Origin of the sequence: Pseudomonas sp. ITEM 17296 (assembly GCF_028895205.1) — a bacterium.
Taxonomy (GTDB): domain Bacteria; phylum Pseudomonadota; class Gammaproteobacteria; order Pseudomonadales; family Pseudomonadaceae; genus Aquipseudomonas; species Aquipseudomonas kermanshahensis.
In genome coordinates this window covers 247,950-262,667 of sequence record NZ_WJRS01000005.1, presented here as the reverse complement: position 1 = coordinate 262,667, position 14,718 = coordinate 247,950, and the positions used below count along the sequence as shown (strand labels likewise).

General features: G+C 64.0%; 14 protein-coding genes. 8 read left to right on the top strand and 6 right to left on the bottom strand.

Annotation, left to right across the window (positions count from 1 at the left end):
* Positions 1 to 14 precede the first annotated feature (14 nt).
* Complete coding sequence (locus tag GIB19_RS08650) at positions 15 to 1,352, top strand: sensor histidine kinase (RefSeq protein ID WP_099430135.1); 1,338 nt, start codon at positions 15 to 17, stop codon at positions 1,350 to 1,352.
* A gap of 89 nt (positions 1,353 to 1,441) precedes the next feature.
* On the opposite strand, the gene GIB19_RS08645 is transcribed toward GIB19_RS08650, so the two are convergent.
* Positions 1,442 to 1,999, bottom strand: coding sequence for an NAD(P)H nitroreductase (locus GIB19_RS08645; RefSeq protein ID WP_027593110.1), 558 nt, complete (start codon positions 1,997 to 1,999; stop codon positions 1,442 to 1,444).
* 102 nt (positions 2,000 to 2,101) lie between these two features.
* Between GIB19_RS08645 and GIB19_RS08640 the strand changes: the two genes are divergently transcribed.
* The gene (locus tag GIB19_RS08640; protein ID WP_238215485.1) at positions 2,102 to 3,556 is read left to right on the top strand and encodes a TrkH family potassium uptake protein; all 1,455 of its coding nucleotides are present in this window, start codon (positions 2,102 to 2,104) and stop codon (positions 3,554 to 3,556) included.
* On the opposite strand, the gene GIB19_RS08635 is transcribed toward GIB19_RS08640, so the two are convergent.
* On the bottom strand, positions 3,513 to 4,574 hold the full coding sequence (locus tag GIB19_RS08635) for an AraC family transcriptional regulator (protein WP_027593112.1): 1,062 nt from the start codon (positions 4,572 to 4,574) through the stop codon (positions 3,513 to 3,515). The genes GIB19_RS08640 and GIB19_RS08635 overlap by 44 nt on opposite strands.
* A gap of 153 nt (positions 4,575 to 4,727) precedes the next feature.
* Between GIB19_RS08635 and GIB19_RS08630 the strand changes: the two genes are divergently transcribed.
* A complete protein-coding gene (locus GIB19_RS08630) occupies positions 4,728 to 5,039 on the top strand; it encodes a DUF962 domain-containing protein (RefSeq protein ID WP_027593113.1) in 312 nt (103 codons plus the stop codon).
* Here GIB19_RS08630 and GIB19_RS08625 read toward each other — a convergent pair.
* Positions 5,036 to 5,845, bottom strand: a complete 810-nt coding sequence (locus GIB19_RS08625; RefSeq protein WP_085272477.1) for a UDP-2,3-diacylglucosamine diphosphatase — start codon at positions 5,843 to 5,845, stop codon at positions 5,036 to 5,038. The two genes, GIB19_RS08630 and GIB19_RS08625, sit on opposite strands and share 4 nt — an antisense overlap.
* Positions 5,846 to 5,972: 127 nt before the next feature.
* On the opposite strand from GIB19_RS08625, the gene GIB19_RS08620 reads away from it, so the two are divergent.
* Together GIB19_RS08620 and GIB19_RS08615 are read left to right on the top strand one after the other, a co-directional pair.
* Positions 5,973 to 6,746, top strand: coding sequence for an AraC family transcriptional regulator (locus tag GIB19_RS08620; RefSeq protein ID WP_085272476.1), 774 nt, complete (start codon positions 5,973 to 5,975; stop codon positions 6,744 to 6,746).
* Between the two features lie 160 nt (positions 6,747 to 6,906).
* The gene (locus GIB19_RS08615) at positions 6,907 to 7,797 is read left to right on the top strand and encodes a DMT family transporter (RefSeq protein ID WP_274885196.1); all 891 of its coding nucleotides are present in this window, start codon (positions 6,907 to 6,909) and stop codon (positions 7,795 to 7,797) included.
* Here GIB19_RS08615 and GIB19_RS08610 read toward each other — a convergent pair whose 3' ends face one another.
* Positions 7,798 to 8,079, bottom strand: a complete 282-nt coding sequence (locus tag GIB19_RS08610; protein ID WP_027593117.1) for a SelT/SelW/SelH family protein — start codon at positions 8,077 to 8,079, stop codon at positions 7,798 to 7,800.
* A 67-nt stretch (positions 8,080 to 8,146) separates the two neighbouring features.
* Between GIB19_RS08610 and GIB19_RS08605 the strand changes: the two genes are divergently transcribed.
* Positions 8,147 to 10,333: a patatin-like phospholipase family protein gene (locus tag GIB19_RS08605; protein ID WP_027593118.1), complete on the top strand. Its 2,187-nt coding sequence runs from the start codon at positions 8,147 to 8,149 to the stop codon at positions 10,331 to 10,333.
* A 139-nt stretch (positions 10,334 to 10,472) separates the two neighbouring features.
* Here GIB19_RS08605 and GIB19_RS08600 read toward each other — a convergent pair whose 3' ends face one another.
* Entirely contained in the window at positions 10,473 to 10,910 is a 438-nt protein-coding gene (locus GIB19_RS08600; protein ID WP_027593119.1) for a MarR family transcriptional regulator, read from the bottom strand.
* Positions 10,911 to 11,060: 150 nt separating this feature from the next.
* Positions 11,061 to 13,205, bottom strand: coding sequence for a DNA helicase RecQ (recQ, locus tag GIB19_RS08595; RefSeq protein ID WP_085272475.1), 2,145 nt, complete (start codon positions 13,203 to 13,205; stop codon positions 11,061 to 11,063).
* A 246-nt stretch (positions 13,206 to 13,451) separates the two neighbouring features.
* Between recQ and GIB19_RS08590 the strand changes: the two genes are divergently transcribed.
* A complete protein-coding gene (locus GIB19_RS08590) occupies positions 13,452 to 14,039 on the top strand; it encodes a YecA/YgfB family protein (protein ID WP_027593121.1) in 588 nt (195 codons plus the stop codon).
* Positions 14,040 to 14,046: 7 nt separating this feature from the next.
* Complete coding sequence (locus GIB19_RS08585) at positions 14,047 to 14,409, top strand: YbaN family protein (protein WP_085272474.1); 363 nt, start codon at positions 14,047 to 14,049, stop codon at positions 14,407 to 14,409.
* Positions 14,410 to 14,718: the final 309 nt, after the last annotated feature.

Genomic DNA, 14,718 nt, shown 5'->3' with positions numbered 1-14,718 from the left:
CCCGTTTGCAGGAGGTGCACTTGCGTTCACTGTTCTGGCGCATCCTGGCCAGTTTCTGGCTGGCCATTGCCCTGGTTGCCGGGCTGTCGATCCTGTTGGGCCACATGCTCAACCAGGACGCCTGGATCCTCAGCCGCCACCCGGGCCTCAACACCCTCGCCAGCCACTGGGCCAAGCACTACGAACAGGAAGGCACGGCCTCGGCGCAGCAGTTCCTCGAACGCCGCAAGCAGCGCTTCAAGATCGATGTACAAGTGCTCGACGACAGCGGCGAGGCGGTGGTGCCCGGCACCTTCCCGCGCCGCGCGGCGGCCTTCGAGGCGCGCCAGCACAATGACGAGCGGCGCTTGCCATGGCGGCGCCTGACCGAGGAATACACCAGCCCCTACAGCGGTGAGACGTACCTGCTGATTTACCGGATCCCGCACCCCGAGCTGGACGCGTGGCACCGCGAGAGCCTGCTCTGGCCACTCAGTGCATTGGGCATCGCCTTGGTGGTCCTGACCTTGTTCAGCCTGTTGGTGACCTTGTCCATCACCCGCCCCTTGAGCCGCCTGCGCAGCGCAGTGCACGACCTCGGCCAGACCAGCTACCAACAGAACAGCCTGGCGCGCCTGGCCGCCCGGCGCGACGAGTTCGGGGTCTTGGCCAACGACTTCAACAAGATGGGTGCCCGCCTGCAGAGCACCATCGGCAGCCAGCGCCAGTTGCTGCGCGACGTCTCCCATGAACTGCGCTCACCGCTGGCGAGGCTGCGTATCGCCCTGGCCTTGGCCGAACGCGCCGAGCCCGAGCAGCGTCAGGCGCTGTGGCCGCGCCTGACCCGCGAATGCGACCGGCTGGAAGACCTGATCAGCGAAATCCTTGCCCTGGCCCGTGTCGATGCCGAGCAGGCGCATGCCGAGCCGGTCGACCTCAACGCCTTGCTGGGCGGTGTGCGCAAGGATGCGTTGCTCAGCGCGCCGGAGCAGGAGGTCCGCCTGCAGGCGCAACCTGGGCTGACCTTGCAGGGTTGGCCAACCTTGATCGAGCGCGCCGTCGACAACCTGCTGCGCAATGCCTTGCGCTTCAACCCGGTCGGGCAGCCGATCGAAGTCAGCGCCGAGCGTGAGCAGGGCCGCATTGTGTTGAGCGTGCGTGACCATGGGCCAGGGGTGGCGCCAGAGCACCTGGCGCAGCTGGGTGAGCCGTTCTTCCGGGCCCCGGGGCAGCAAGCCGCTGGGCATGGATTGGGGCTGGCGATTGCGCGCAAGGCGGCCGAGCGCCATGGCGGCAGCCTGGTGCTGGCGAACCATCCGCAAGGGGGATTTGTGGCACGGCTGGAGTTGCCTGTGGCACAGGTTGTGGGTTGAGCCTGGGGCGGGGCCGCTTTGCGCCCCATTCGCAGCACAAGGCTGCTCCTACACGGGTTACGCGATAGCGGCCCCAACCCTCTCAGCGTTTACTCGCCCCAGGCACTGACAAAATCAGCAGTGTCCAGCACGGGCGCGGTACGCGGCTCGTTCACCGGCGTGCCGACATACAGGTAACCGATCAACTCCTCATGCTCGGCCAACCCCAGCCCTTTGTGCACATGCGCATCGAACGCCATGTCACCGGTTCGCCACACCGCACCGACACCCTGGGCATGCGCCGCGATCAGAATACCGTGGGCCGCACACCCGGCCGCCAGGCGCTGCTCGGACTTGGGCACCTTGAAATGATCCTGCAGCTTGGCGATCACCACAATCAGCAACGGCGCACGCAGCGGCATGGCACGTGCCTTGTCCAGCGCTGCCTGGCTGGCATCGCCCTTGTGCTGCACCGCTTCGGCGAACAGCTCGCCCAGCTTCTCACGGCCCTGGCCTTCGATGGTCAGGAACCGCCACGGGCGCAACTGGCCGTGGTCCGGTGCACGCAATGCAGCCTGGAACAACGCCTCACGCTGGGCATCATTTGGCGCGGGGTCGGTCAGACGTGGCACGGAAACACGGTTGAGCAATGCGTCGAGAGCCTCCATCGGCTACCCTCCTGGCAGGTGAATGTGCGGCCATTCTAGCGTTTACATCACCAGACCCATAGGTAGAATGGCGCCCTTCCGTTCAGAGTCAGAGCAGATCACATGGCGTTGCCGACCTTAAGGATCATTGGTTTCATCATCGGCATCTTCCTGATCACCCTGGCCGTCAGCATGGTCGTGCCCATGGCGACCCTGGTGATCTTCGAGCGCACTGGCGACATGCCGTCGTTCCTCTGGTCCAGCCTGATCACCTTCATCGCCGGCCTGCTCATGGTCGTGCAGGGCCGGCCCGAGCACGTGCACCTACGCCCACGCGACATGTACCTGCTGACCGTCAGCAGCTGGCTGGTGGTGTGCGTGTTCGCGGCCTTGCCGTTCCTGTTGACGCAACACATCAGTTACACCGACGCCTTCTTCGAGAGCATGTCGGGCATCACCGCGACCGGCGCCACGGTGCTCAGCGGCCTGGACAGCATGTCGCCGGGGATCCTGATGTGGCGCTCGATGCTGCACTGGCTTGGCGGCATCGGCTTTATCGCCATGGCCGTGGCGATCCTGCCGCTGCTACGCATTGGTGGCATGCGCCTGTTCCAGACCGAGTCCTCGGACCGCTCCGAAAAGGTCATGCCGCGTTCACACATGGTCGCCAAGTCGATCGTCGGCGTGTACGTCGGTTTCTCCGTGCTCGGCGCGCTGGCCTTCTGGTGGGCCGGCATGCGGCCGTTCGATGCCATCAACCACGCCATGTCGGCGATTTCCACCGGGGGCTTCTCGACCTCCGACCAGTCGTTGGCGAAATGGGATATCCCTGCTGTGCATTGGGTCGCGGTAGTGGTGATGATCCTCGGCAGCCTGCCCTTCACCTTGTATGTGGCCACCCTGCGCGGCAACCGCCGGGCGTTGATCCGCGACCAGCAAGTTCAGGGGTTGCTCGGCATGTTGGTGGTCACCTGGCTCGTGCTGGGTACCTGGTATTGGGCCACCACCAACCTGCACTGGCTGGATGCCTTGCGCCACGTGGCGCTGAACGTGACCTCGGTGGTCACCACCACCGGCTTCGCCCTGGGCGACTACAGCCTGTGGGGCAATTTCTCGCTGATGCTGTTCTTCTACCTGGGCTTCGTCGGCGGCTGCTCCGGCTCGACCGCAGGCGGTATCAAGATCTTCCGCTTCCAGGTCGCCTACATCCTGCTCAAGGCCAGCCTTAATCAGTTGATTCACCCGCGCGCGGTGATCAAGCAGAAGTACAACGGGCACCGCCTCGACGAAGAAATCGTGCGCTCGATCCTGACGTTCTCGTTCTTTTTCGCGATCACCATCTGCGTGATGGCGTTGCTGCTGTCGCTGCTGGGCGTGGACTGGATGACCGCGCTGACCGGTGCGGCCGGCACCGTGTCGGGCGTAGGCCCAGGGCTGGGCGAAGTGATCGGCCCAGCCGGCAACTATGCGACGCTGCCGGACGCCGCCAAGTGGATCCTCGCCGGCGGCATGCTGCTCGGCCGGCTGGAGATCATCACGGTGCTAGTGTTGTGCATGCCGGCGTTCTGGCGTCACTGACCCCTTCAGGCTCCGCGCCCAGGCGGGCGCGGTATTCGCTGGGCGTGGCATCGAACCAGCGGCGGAACGCCCGGTAGAAATTGCTCGGGTCGGCGAAACCCAGCAGGTAGGCGGTTTCCAGCAGGGTCATGCCGGGCTGGGCCAGGTACTGCTCGGCCAGCTCACGGCGGGTATCGTCGAGCAAGGTCTGGAAGCTGGTGCCCTCCTCTTGCAGGCGCCGCTGCAAGGTCCGCTGAGACAGGTGCAGGGCCTGGGCCAGGGTTTCACGCTTGGGCTCGCCCTGGGGCAGGATGCGGCACAGCACCTGGCGCACCCGGTGGGTGACCCGGCTTTCCGAGAAGCGCGCCAGGTACTCTCCGGCAAAACGGTCGTGCAATATGGCCATGGCCTCGTTGGCCGTCGGCAGTGGCGCTTCCATGTCGGCACGCTCGAACACCAGCGCATCGTGCGGTGCATCGAACACCAACGGTGAATGGAAGGCGACCTTGTAGGGTTCGATGTTCTTCGGCTGCGGCCCCTGCACCAGTACCCGGCGCGGCTGGATGACGCGCCCGCTGAGCCAGGTGCACAACGACAGCGCGCACGCCAACGACGCTTCGGCGCTGTGCCGGGTCGGCGGTAGATGGTCGCCATGCACGGTCAGAATCAGCGAATAGCCCTCAGGGCCGAGGCGGAAGCTCAAGTCGGAACTTTCGGCAATGATGCGCTGGTAACGCACCAGCCGCTCGAAGCCTTCGGCCAAAGTGCGGCTGGACATCAACGCATAGCCCACCACATGGAACGAAGCCGGGCGCACTACCCGCGCCATGTTCAGGCCGATGGCTTCGTTGCCCGACAGCTCCACCGCCAGCTGCCAGAGCCGGGTCATGGAATCCTGAGGGAAACGCGCGTCGGGGTCGTCGAGGGCGGCGAAGTCGAGCCCGAGTTGCTTGAACATGGCTGGGCAATCGAGCCCTTCCAGCTCGAGTGCCTTGACGATCCCTGATGCCCAGCTGGCTGACGTGGTTCTTTCACTCATGACAGGCTTCTTATGCTGACCGCTCCTGCGGTGAACCCCAAGGATACTCAATTGGCGCCTATTGTCACTGGTAGGCCCCGCCAATGACTCTAGACTCGATTCAGGCTCCACGCCGTGCATCTTATCCAGAAGTATTAATCCCGGAGCAGTGCCATGAACAGCACAGCGCAGTTTCGCAGTTTTGCCGAGTTCTACCCCTACTACCTGGGCGAGCACAGCAACCCCACCTGCCGCCGCCTGCATTTTGTCGGGACAAGCCTGGTGATTGCCTTGTTGGCGTACACCATCGGCAGCGGCAAATGGTTGCTGCTGCTGGCCGTGCCGCTGTTTGGCTATGGCTTTGCGTGGGTCGGGCATTTCTTCTTCGAGAAGAACCGGCCGGCGACGTTTACCTATCCGCTTTACAGCCTGATCGGTGATTTCGCCATGTTCCGTGACATCTTGCTGGGCAAGATCAGCCTTTAACTGGCCTGGGCCGCCTTGCGGCCTTCAGCGTGTCGCGCCTGCGCATCCGCCAGGCGATACAGCTCGATGCTGCCATCCCAGTGCTCGATCAAGGCCGTGCACGACTCCACCCAATCCCCGCAATTGAGGTACTCCACCTCCCCCACCTTGCGGATCTCGGCATGATGGATGTGCCCGCATACCACCCCCTGAAACCCGCGGCGGGTGCACTCGTGGGCAATGGCATCCTCGAAGTCGCTGATGAAGCTCACAGCGCCCTTCACCTTGTGCTTGAGGTAAGCCGACAACGACCAGTAGCCATAGCCGTAACGGGCACGCCAGTGGTTGAGCCAACGGTTGAGCACCAGGGTGAACTCATACGCGCGGTCACCTAGAAACGCCAGCCAGCGGTGGTAGCGGGTAATTACGTCGAACTGGTCGCCATGGATCACCAGCAGGCGACGCCCATCGGCCGTCAGGTGCTCGGCCTCATCCACCAACTGGATGTTACCCAGCATCAGCTTCGAATAACGGCGCAGGAATTCGTCATGGTTGCCGGTGACATAAATGACCTCGGTGCCTCGCTTGCTCATGGTCAACAGGCGCCGGATGACGTTGGTGTGCGCTTGCGGCCAATAGATGCCGCCACGCAGCTTCCAACCATCGATGATATCGCCGACCAGGTAGATGCGGTCGGCCTGGTAGCCCTTGAGAAACCGCGACAGGTGCTCGGCCTGGCAGTCACGGGTGCCCAGGTGCACATCGGAAATCCACACGGTGCGCACACGTTGCTTGCGCGAGGGACGGGAGAGTTCAGCGTGGGTCATGGGCGGGCTCCGGCGCAGTTTGCTGGAGACTGGCAGGCGCGGATGACAGCGCTGTGGCAAAACCATGACGGGTGATGGCCTGCAGTGAATGAGGCACAATACGCGTCTGCCTTGCGAGGACGCCCCCATGACCACAGGCCCGATCCTCTCGCTGCGCCACTACCGTGACAGCCTGATCGCCCACAGCCACGAACACCCGCAACTGGTGTTCGGCCTCAGCGGCCGCCTGGAATTCGAGGTCCAGGGCCACGGTGCACGGGTAGATCGTCAGGCCCTGATGGTGGTGCCGGCGGGTGCGCACCACACCTGCTCCAGCGGTGCTGGCAGCGACTGCCTGGTCCTGGATGTGCCTGGGGAGCACTGGTTGCGCGAGCAACTGGGCGAGCATGCCGATGCCAGCCGCCGGCTGCTCGATCGCCCCGCGGCCTTGGGCCTGGACGCTCGCCAGCAGCAGTTGGTGGACTGGCTGGCGGCCAGCCCCATGGGCGACCCGCTGATCGCCCGCCAAGGCGCGGCACTGCTGTTGGCCAGCCTTACGCCGCCGGCAGCCGCCAGCATCAGGGCCAGCCAGCGCCTGCCTTATGCAGCGTTCGATGCGCATATCGAGCAACATGCTGCCTACCCGTTGCAGGTCGCCGACCTGGCGCGCCTGGCCGGATTGTCCACTGCTCGCCTGCATGCACGCTTTATTGCCGAATGCGCGATGACGCCGATGGACTACATGCGCCAGCGGCGCTTGCTAAAGGCGCGACAACTGGTGGAGCAGACGGTGCTGCCAATGGGGGAGATTGCGGCGCGGGTGGGGTACAGCTCGCAAAGTGCGTTTTCGGCAGCGATGTTGCGGGCGTTTGGCTGTACGCCTTTGGCGCTGCGGCGAGAGTCTGGCGATAACGGACGCTAGTTGGGCGACAGAACGGGTTTGCCTGAAGACCTACACTGTGCCTGCACTGGCCCTTTCGCGGGGCAAGCCCGCACATGCTTCGGGGGTTGCGCCGTACCTGTGGGAGCGGGCTTGCCCCGCGAAAGGGCCAGTACTGACATACTCTTGCTCAAGGACCACCATGAACCACCGCACAGCCCTAGGCGCCCTGCACATTGGCGCGCTGTTCTTCGGCCTTACTGGCGTCTTCGGCAAGCTGGCCGCCAGCGCCAGCCCGGCCATCATCGTTTTCGGCCGCGCCGTTTTTGCCGTCCTGGCCCTGGCCCTGTTCGCCAGTTTTGCCCGCCAAGGCTGGCACCGGCTCAGTGGCCAGGATGTGCGCCGCCTGCTGGCCGGCGGCGTGCTGCTGGCGGGGCACTGGGTCAGCTTCTTCATCGCCGTCAAGGTGGGCGGCGTGGCCATCGCCACCCTGGGCTTCGCCAGCTTCCCAGCCTTTACCGTGATCCTCGAAGGCCTGCTGTTCCGCGAACGCATCCGCCGCAATGAAGCCGTGCTGGTGCTGCTGGTGAGCATCGGCCTGGTGCTGGTCACACCGGCCTTCGACCTGGCCAGCGAGACCACTGGCGGCCTGCTCTGGGCGCTGCTGTCGGGGCTGTTGTTCTCGTTGCTGTCGCTGACCAACCGCGCCGGCTCCGGCCGCTTGCCCGCCGTGCAGGCAGCACTGTGGCAGAACCTGGTGGTCAGCCTGTGCCTGTTGCCGTTCGCAGCACCCGGGCTGGGCGCGGTGACGCCGATGGACTGGCTGTGGATCGCCCTGCTCGGCGTCTTCTGCACGGGCGTGGCCCACAGCCTGTTTGTCGCCAGCCTGGCCGTGATCAAGGCGCGCACGGCTGCCGTGGTGTTCGGCATGGAGCCGGTCTACGGCATCGCCGTGGCCTGGGCCGTGTTCGCTGAAACGCCCACCGTGCGCATGCTGCTGGGTGGCGCGCTGATCATTTTCGCCATCGTGCTGTCCAGCCGCCTGGCCGCCGAACAACCCATAAAGCCCCGGCCGCTGGCCGAAGGCGCCTGATCAGCGATCGTTGTGGCCCAGGTCGCGCTGCGGGTCGATCTGGTCACGCACCCGCTGCTTGAGCACCTTGGCCTCCGGGAACCCACCGTCGGCCTTGCGCTCCCAAATCTGCACGCCATCACAGGTGATGCGGAAGATGCCACCGGTACCCGGCTCCAGCGCCACCCGGCCAAGGTCGTCTGCAAAGGTGCTGAGCAGTTCCTGGGCCAGCCAGGCAGCGCGCAGCAGCCACTGGCACTGCGTGCAATACGTGATGACGATTTCAGGCTTGCTGATGGCCATTGCGAAGCATCTCCAGGTAAGGGGCCGCTTATACTAGCGGTCTTTTGCCCACGGTTTGAGACTCACGATGCGCCGTTTGCTGTTCTGTTTTTTGCTGATGCTGGTTGCTGCCACGGTCAATGCCGCCGAGCAGGTACGGCCCAAGGTTGGCCTGGTGCTCTCTGGCGGCGCTGCCCGGGGCCTTGCCCATATCGGCGTGCTCAAGGCCCTGGAGGAACAAGGCGTGCACATCGACGCCATCGCGGGCACCAGCATGGGGGCGGTGATCGGCGGGCTGTACGCCTCGGGTTACAGCGTCGAAGAACTGGAGAAGCTGGCCACTACCCTGGACTGGCAACAGGCCTTGTCGGATGCGCCACCGCGCAAGGACGTGCCGTTCCGGCGCAAGCAGGACGACCGTGATTTTCTGGTCAAGCAGAAGCTAAGCTTTCGCGACGACGGCAGCCTGGGCCTGCCACTGGGCGTGATCCAGGGCCAAAACCTGGCGCTGCTGCTGGAAAGCAAGCTGGCCCATACCGCCGATACCCGCGACTTCGACAAACTGCCCATCCCCTTCCGGGCGGTGGCCACCGATATCGCCAGCGGCGAAAAGGTGGTATTCCGCCGCGGCCACCTGCCCCAGGTGATCCGCGCCAGCATGTCGATCCCCGCAGTGTTCGCCCCGGTCGAGCTGGATGGCCGCTTGCTGGTGGATGGCGGCATGGTCGACAACATCCCGCTGGATGTGGCCCGCGACATGGGTGTGGACCTGGCCATCGTGGTCGACATCGGTACGCCGCTGCGTGACCGCAAGCAACTGGCCACGGTGGTCGATGTGCTGAACCAGTCGATCACCCTGATGACCCGGCGCAACTCCGAAGAACAACTGGCCAGCCTGCACCGCGACGACATCCTGATCCAGCCGACGCTGGCCGCGTTTGGCGTGACCGACTTCGGCCGCGCCCGCGAGATGATCGAGGCCGGCTACCGCGCCACCCGCCTGCTCGACCCGCGCCTGGCCGCGTTGCGCCAGCCCGAGGGCGACAGCAGCCTGGCCGTTGCCCGCTCGCCGCGTCAACGCACGCCGGTGATCACTGCGATCCGGGTGGAAAACGACTCCAAGGTCAGCGATGACGTGATCCGCTCCTATATCCGCCAGCCGATCGATGCGCCGCTGGAGCTCGACCGCCTGCAGACCGACATGGGCACGCTGTATGGCCTGGACTACTTCGACCGGGTGCAGTACCGCGTGGTGCACAAGGGCGCTGACAACACCTTGGTGATCAATGCCCGCGGCAGACGCGGCGGCACCGACTACCTGCGCTTGGGGCTGAACCTGTCGGATGACCTGCGCGGCGACAGCGCCTTCAACCTCGGCGCCAGCTACCGGGTCAACGGCATCAACAGCCTGGGCGCCGAATGGCTGACCCGCGCCCAGATCGGCGACCAGCAAGAGCTTTACAGCGAGTTCTATCAGCCGCTGGATGTGGGCTCGCGCTACTTCGTCGCGCCCTACCTGGACATAGGCTCGCGCAACATCGAAGCGACCCTGGACAATGATCCGATCGCCGAGTACCGCCTAGAACGCTATGGTTTTGGCCTCAACCTCGGCCGGCAGATCGGCACCTATGGCGAAGTGCGCCTTGGCGCGGGCAAGGCCTGGGGGGAAGCCGAAGTGCGTATCGGTGACCAGGACCTGCCCAAGGTCAGCTTCAATGAAGGGTTCTACGAGCTCAAGTACTCGTTCGATACCCTCGACAACGTGTACTTCCCGCACAGCGGCGAAGACATCGGCCTGACCCTGCGCAAGTACGACAAATCGCTCGACTCCGACCAGGACTACCGCCAGTGGCTATTCAACCTGGACAAGGCCATCAGCAGTGGCCCGAATACCTGGGTGCTGGGAGGGCGCTACGGGCGCACGCTGGATGATGCCGAGGTGGTGACCTCAAGCTTCGTGATGGGCGGCGCGCGGGAGCTGTCAGGGTTCCGCCAGGACTCGGTGTCGGGGCAGAACATCAGCTTGCTGCGCATGGTCTATTACCGCCGCCTGACGCCACGGGCCTACGTGCCGCTGGACTTCCCGTTGTACATCGGCGGCTCACTGGAGCGTGGGCGGGCGTGGAACAACGACAATGAATTCGACAGTGGCTACATCAATGCGGCGAGTATCTTCCTGGGGCTGGAGACACCGTTGGGGCCGTTGAACCTGAGCTATGGGGCCAACAGTGCGCATGAGCAGGCGGTGTACCTGAACTTGGGGCATACCTTCTGAATCAATGGGGCCGTATCCGGCCCATTCGCGGGACAAGCCCGCTCCCACAGCTAGCCTTGGAGGCTACATAGTTCGGGTGGGAGCGGCGGTGCGGCGATCCGACTTGTCCCGCGAATGGGCTGCAAAGCAGCCCCCGTAATCAGGACTTTTCGAGGTTACCCAGAATCTTCGCATGTACCCGCATGCACACTTCCAGGTCCGCCTCATCCACCCCGGTGAACAGCTCTACCCGCAGCGCGTTGGCAATGGTCTCGATCTGTTCGATCAGCGGCTTGGCCGGTGGGCACAGCAAAATCTTCTTCGCCCGCCGGTCTTCAAGCACTGCCTGCCTGCGCACCAAGCCCTGCGCCTCCAGGCTGTCGAGCAAGCGCGCCAGGGTCGGGCCTTCGACACCCACACTCTGGGCCAGCTCACGCTGGGTCGGTGCTTCTTCGAAACGGGCCAGGTGCAGCAACACCAGCCAGCGCGCCTGGGACAGGTTTAACCCGGCCAGGCGGCGGTCCAGCTCGGCACGCCAGCCCCGGGACATCTGGGCCAGCTGCATGCCGAAGCGGTGTTGGTTGTCGGTCAGGGGCATAAGCAACTCATTGAATAGATCTAATTATTAGGCAGCTAACCATGCCCCGGACCACGTGGCAAGGCTCGGGCGCTTGCCAGTGTTCGATAATCGTCAAAAAGCATGACAAAGGTCAGCAGTTGGCGGTTCTGGCCTCGAACCTGCTGGCTGTTAAACGTCGAACTCCGCGGCCAATGCTGCGCGTATGCAATACAGCACCCCCTCCGGTACCCGTGGCCCGAACAAGGGCGCGATAGTCGACACCGGCGGCAGCTCACCTTCGCCGTCGAGGAAAGCGTCCTGCACCTCCATCATCAGGTCTTCCGGCAGGTCGAGGGCCTGATCGAGGCTCAGTTCCTGGCGGCCGATGGCCTCGGCCAGCAGGCTGTACACGTTCTTTTCGCTGCAATTGAGCTGGCCGGCGATCTGCGCGGGGGTCATGCCCGCGCGCGCCAGGCTGACCAGCTCGTGGCGCAGGTCGAGCACCACCTTGGGCGCCTCATCGGTGCCACCGCTGTTGTTGAGCACCTCCAGGAAGGCCTGACCGTAGCGCTCCAGCTTGCGCGCACCCACGCCGCTGACCTGGGCCATGTCGCTGAGGCTGGCGGGCTGGCTGCGCAGCATTTCGAGCAGCGTCGAATCGGGGAAGATGACGTAAGGCGGCACGCTGTGCTCCTCGGCCAGCTTGCGCCGCAAGGTGCGCAGCGCCTCCCAAAGCTCGCGTTCTTCGGCACGCACCAACTGGCTGGCCGGGCTGCCGCCGCTGCCAGCGCTCTTGGCCACCGTCTGCGGCTTGAGGTCGCGGCGCAGTTGCAAGGTCACCTCGCCGCGCAACAGCGGCCGGCAGCTGTCGGAAAGGCGCAGCCCCCCGTAGCCTTCAAGGTCGATATCTACCAGGCCGCGCGCGACCAGCTGGCGGAACAACGAACGCCACTCGACCTCGGCCAGCGACTTGCCGACACCGAACACCGAAAGCTTCTCGTGGCCGAAATTGCGCACTTTCTCTGTGTCCTTGCCCAGCAACACGTCCACCAGGTGCCCGACACCATAGCGCTGGCCGGTACGGAATACGGCCGAGAGCGCCTGGCGGGCAGGTTCGGTGGCGTCCCAGGTCTGCACTTGGTCGATGCAGTTGTCGCAATGCCCGCAGGGCTGCTCCAGGGTTTCGTCGAAATAGGCCAGCAACGACTGGCGGCGGCAGCGGGTTTCTTCGCACAGGGCCAGCATGGCGTCGAGCTTGTGCTGCTCGACGCGCTTGTGGCGCTCGTCGCCCTCGGAGTTCTGCAGCATCTGCTTGAGCATCACCATGTCCTGCAGGCCGTAGGCCATCCAGGCATCGGACGGCAAGCCATCACGGCCGGCACGGCCGGTCTCCTGGTAATAGGCCTCGAGCGACTTGGGCAGGTCGAGGTGGGCGACAAAGCGCACGTTGGGCTTGTCGATGCCCATGCCGAAGGCAATGGTGGCGACCATGATCAAGCCTTCCTCGTTGAGGAAGCGGTGCTGGTTGGCGGATCGCGTTTCGGCAGCCAGGCCGGCGTGATACGGCAGCGCCGGGAAGCCCTGGTCGCAGAGGAAGGCAGCGGTCTCGTCGACCTTCTTGCGCGACAGGCAGTAGACGATGCCTGCGTTGCCGCGACGCTCGCCGAGGAAGGCCATCAGCTGCTTGCGCGGCGCCTCCTTGGGCACGATGCGGTAGAAGATGTTGGGCCGGTCGAAACTGGAAAGAAAACGCTCGGCGCCCTGCAGGTGCAGGCGCTGGACGATCTCTTCGCGGGTACGCATGTCGGCGGTGGCGGTCAGGGCGATGCGCGGCACATGCGGGAACAGCTCGGCCAGTTGGCCCAACTGCAGGTATTCCGGACGGAAATCGTGGCCCCATTGCGACACGCAGTGGGCCTCGTCGATGGCGAACAGCGAGATGTCCAGGTCGCGCAGGAAGTCGAGCATGCGCGGCTGAACCAGACGTTCAGGCGCCAGGTACAGCATCTTCAGCTCACCGCGGCGCATGCGCCCGGCCAGCTCACGTTGCTGCTCGGCGCTCAGCGTCGAGTTGAGTGCGGCCGCGGCCACGCCAAGCTCGTCGAGCGTGGCGACCTGGTCGTCCATCAACGCAATCAGCGGCGAAACCACCACGGTCAGGCCTGGGCGCAGCAGCCCCGGCACCTGGAAGCACAGCGACTTGCCGCCGCCGGTGGGCATCAGTACCAGCGCATCGCCGCCGTTGGCCACGCATTCGATGATTGCTGCCTGGCGCCCACGGAAACTGTCGTAGCCGAAGATATCCTTGAGAACGCGCTGAGCCTGTTCGAGCATGTGCAACTCCACAAATCGCCGTACCATCCTGGAGACAGGCTGGACGAAAAACCCGCCCCGCACACGCCGAATGCGTAAGCGGTTTTTACCAGACGGCCGACAAAGACCGCCCCTGGATGAAAAATCGCGGATTATACCCCAGTGCTAACCCACGCAGGGTGCCGCTGTGACAGACGTTCCCTTTGCCCCGCCAACGCTGCAAGGTGCTAGAATTCGGTATCGTTTATTCCCCAAGGTAGCCCTGTAATGTCCTTCGCCGAGCAACTCACCCGCCTGCAAGCCTTCCTCGACGCCGACGAGCTGCACGAAGAAGCGCTGGACTACGTCGCCGCTCACGGCTACCTCACGGCCCTGTCGATCAATGCCGAGGACGTACCTGAGCGCGAGTGGATCGACGCCCTGTTCGCCGAAGAACCCCACTACGCCAGCGATGCCCAGCGCACCGAGATCGAAGCGACCCTGGTGGCACTGAAGGCGCACATCGCGCGTCAACTGGCCAGCGACGAAGAATTCGACCTGCCATGCGACCTGGACCTGACCGACGAGCCGGACGATTCCGACCTGCGCGGCTGGTGCATCGGCTTCATGGAGGGCGTGTTCCTGCGTGAAGAGGCCTGGTTCGAGAACGCTGAAGAAGAAGTCAGCGAGATGCTGCTGCCGATCATGGTCGGTTCGGGCCTGTTCGACGAGCAACCAGAGTTCGCCGACATCGCCAGCAATGCCAACCTGCAGGACGACATGATCGTGCAGATCCCGGAAGCACTCAGCGCGCTGTTCCTGCTGCTGCACGCTCCTGATGAGAAGCCGGCGCTGCTCAAGCCACGCCACCACTGAGTCGGCTGTGCGCTACCTGCTGCTGGCCGTTGGCTGGCTCAGCGTTGCGCTGGGGGTGCTGGGGATATTCCTGCCGGTGTTGCCCACCACCCCTTTTCTGCTACTGGCGGCGGCGTGTTTCGCGCGCAGCTCGCCCCGCTTTCACTACTGGCTGGTCCATCACCCGAAGCTCGGGCCGTGGATCCGTGATTACCTCAGTGGCGAAGGCATACCGCTAAAAGGCAAGGTCTACGCCATCAGCCTGATGTGGGCCAGCATTGGCCTGTCGTGCTACTTGGTACCGCTGTTCTGGGCTAGAGCGTTCATGCTCACCAGCGCGGTGCTGGTCAGTCTCTATATCCTCAAGCAAAAGACCCTGCGCAAGCAGTGATCAATGCTGCGTGCGCCAGTAATAGCACCCTCTTGGTGACCACATAGCGGGCCTAAATCCTTGCGCGTCATTTTTTTGTCGCCAAATATCTATTTCGCCTATCCAGCCTTTTTTTTAGCTGCAAAAGTTCTGGAACTCGCTGTAAACCTTGAAAAACGAGACTTTCGGCCGCTTTGATTTCGGTGGTCCTTAAGCGTCGCCCGCGCCCTCTTAGACCGGATAAGTCAATTATCGATATCTGTTATGAGAAAATCTTCTTATCACTTTGATTGAATGTTCTTAGCTCTGTTGTTAAAAACCTGAAACGAT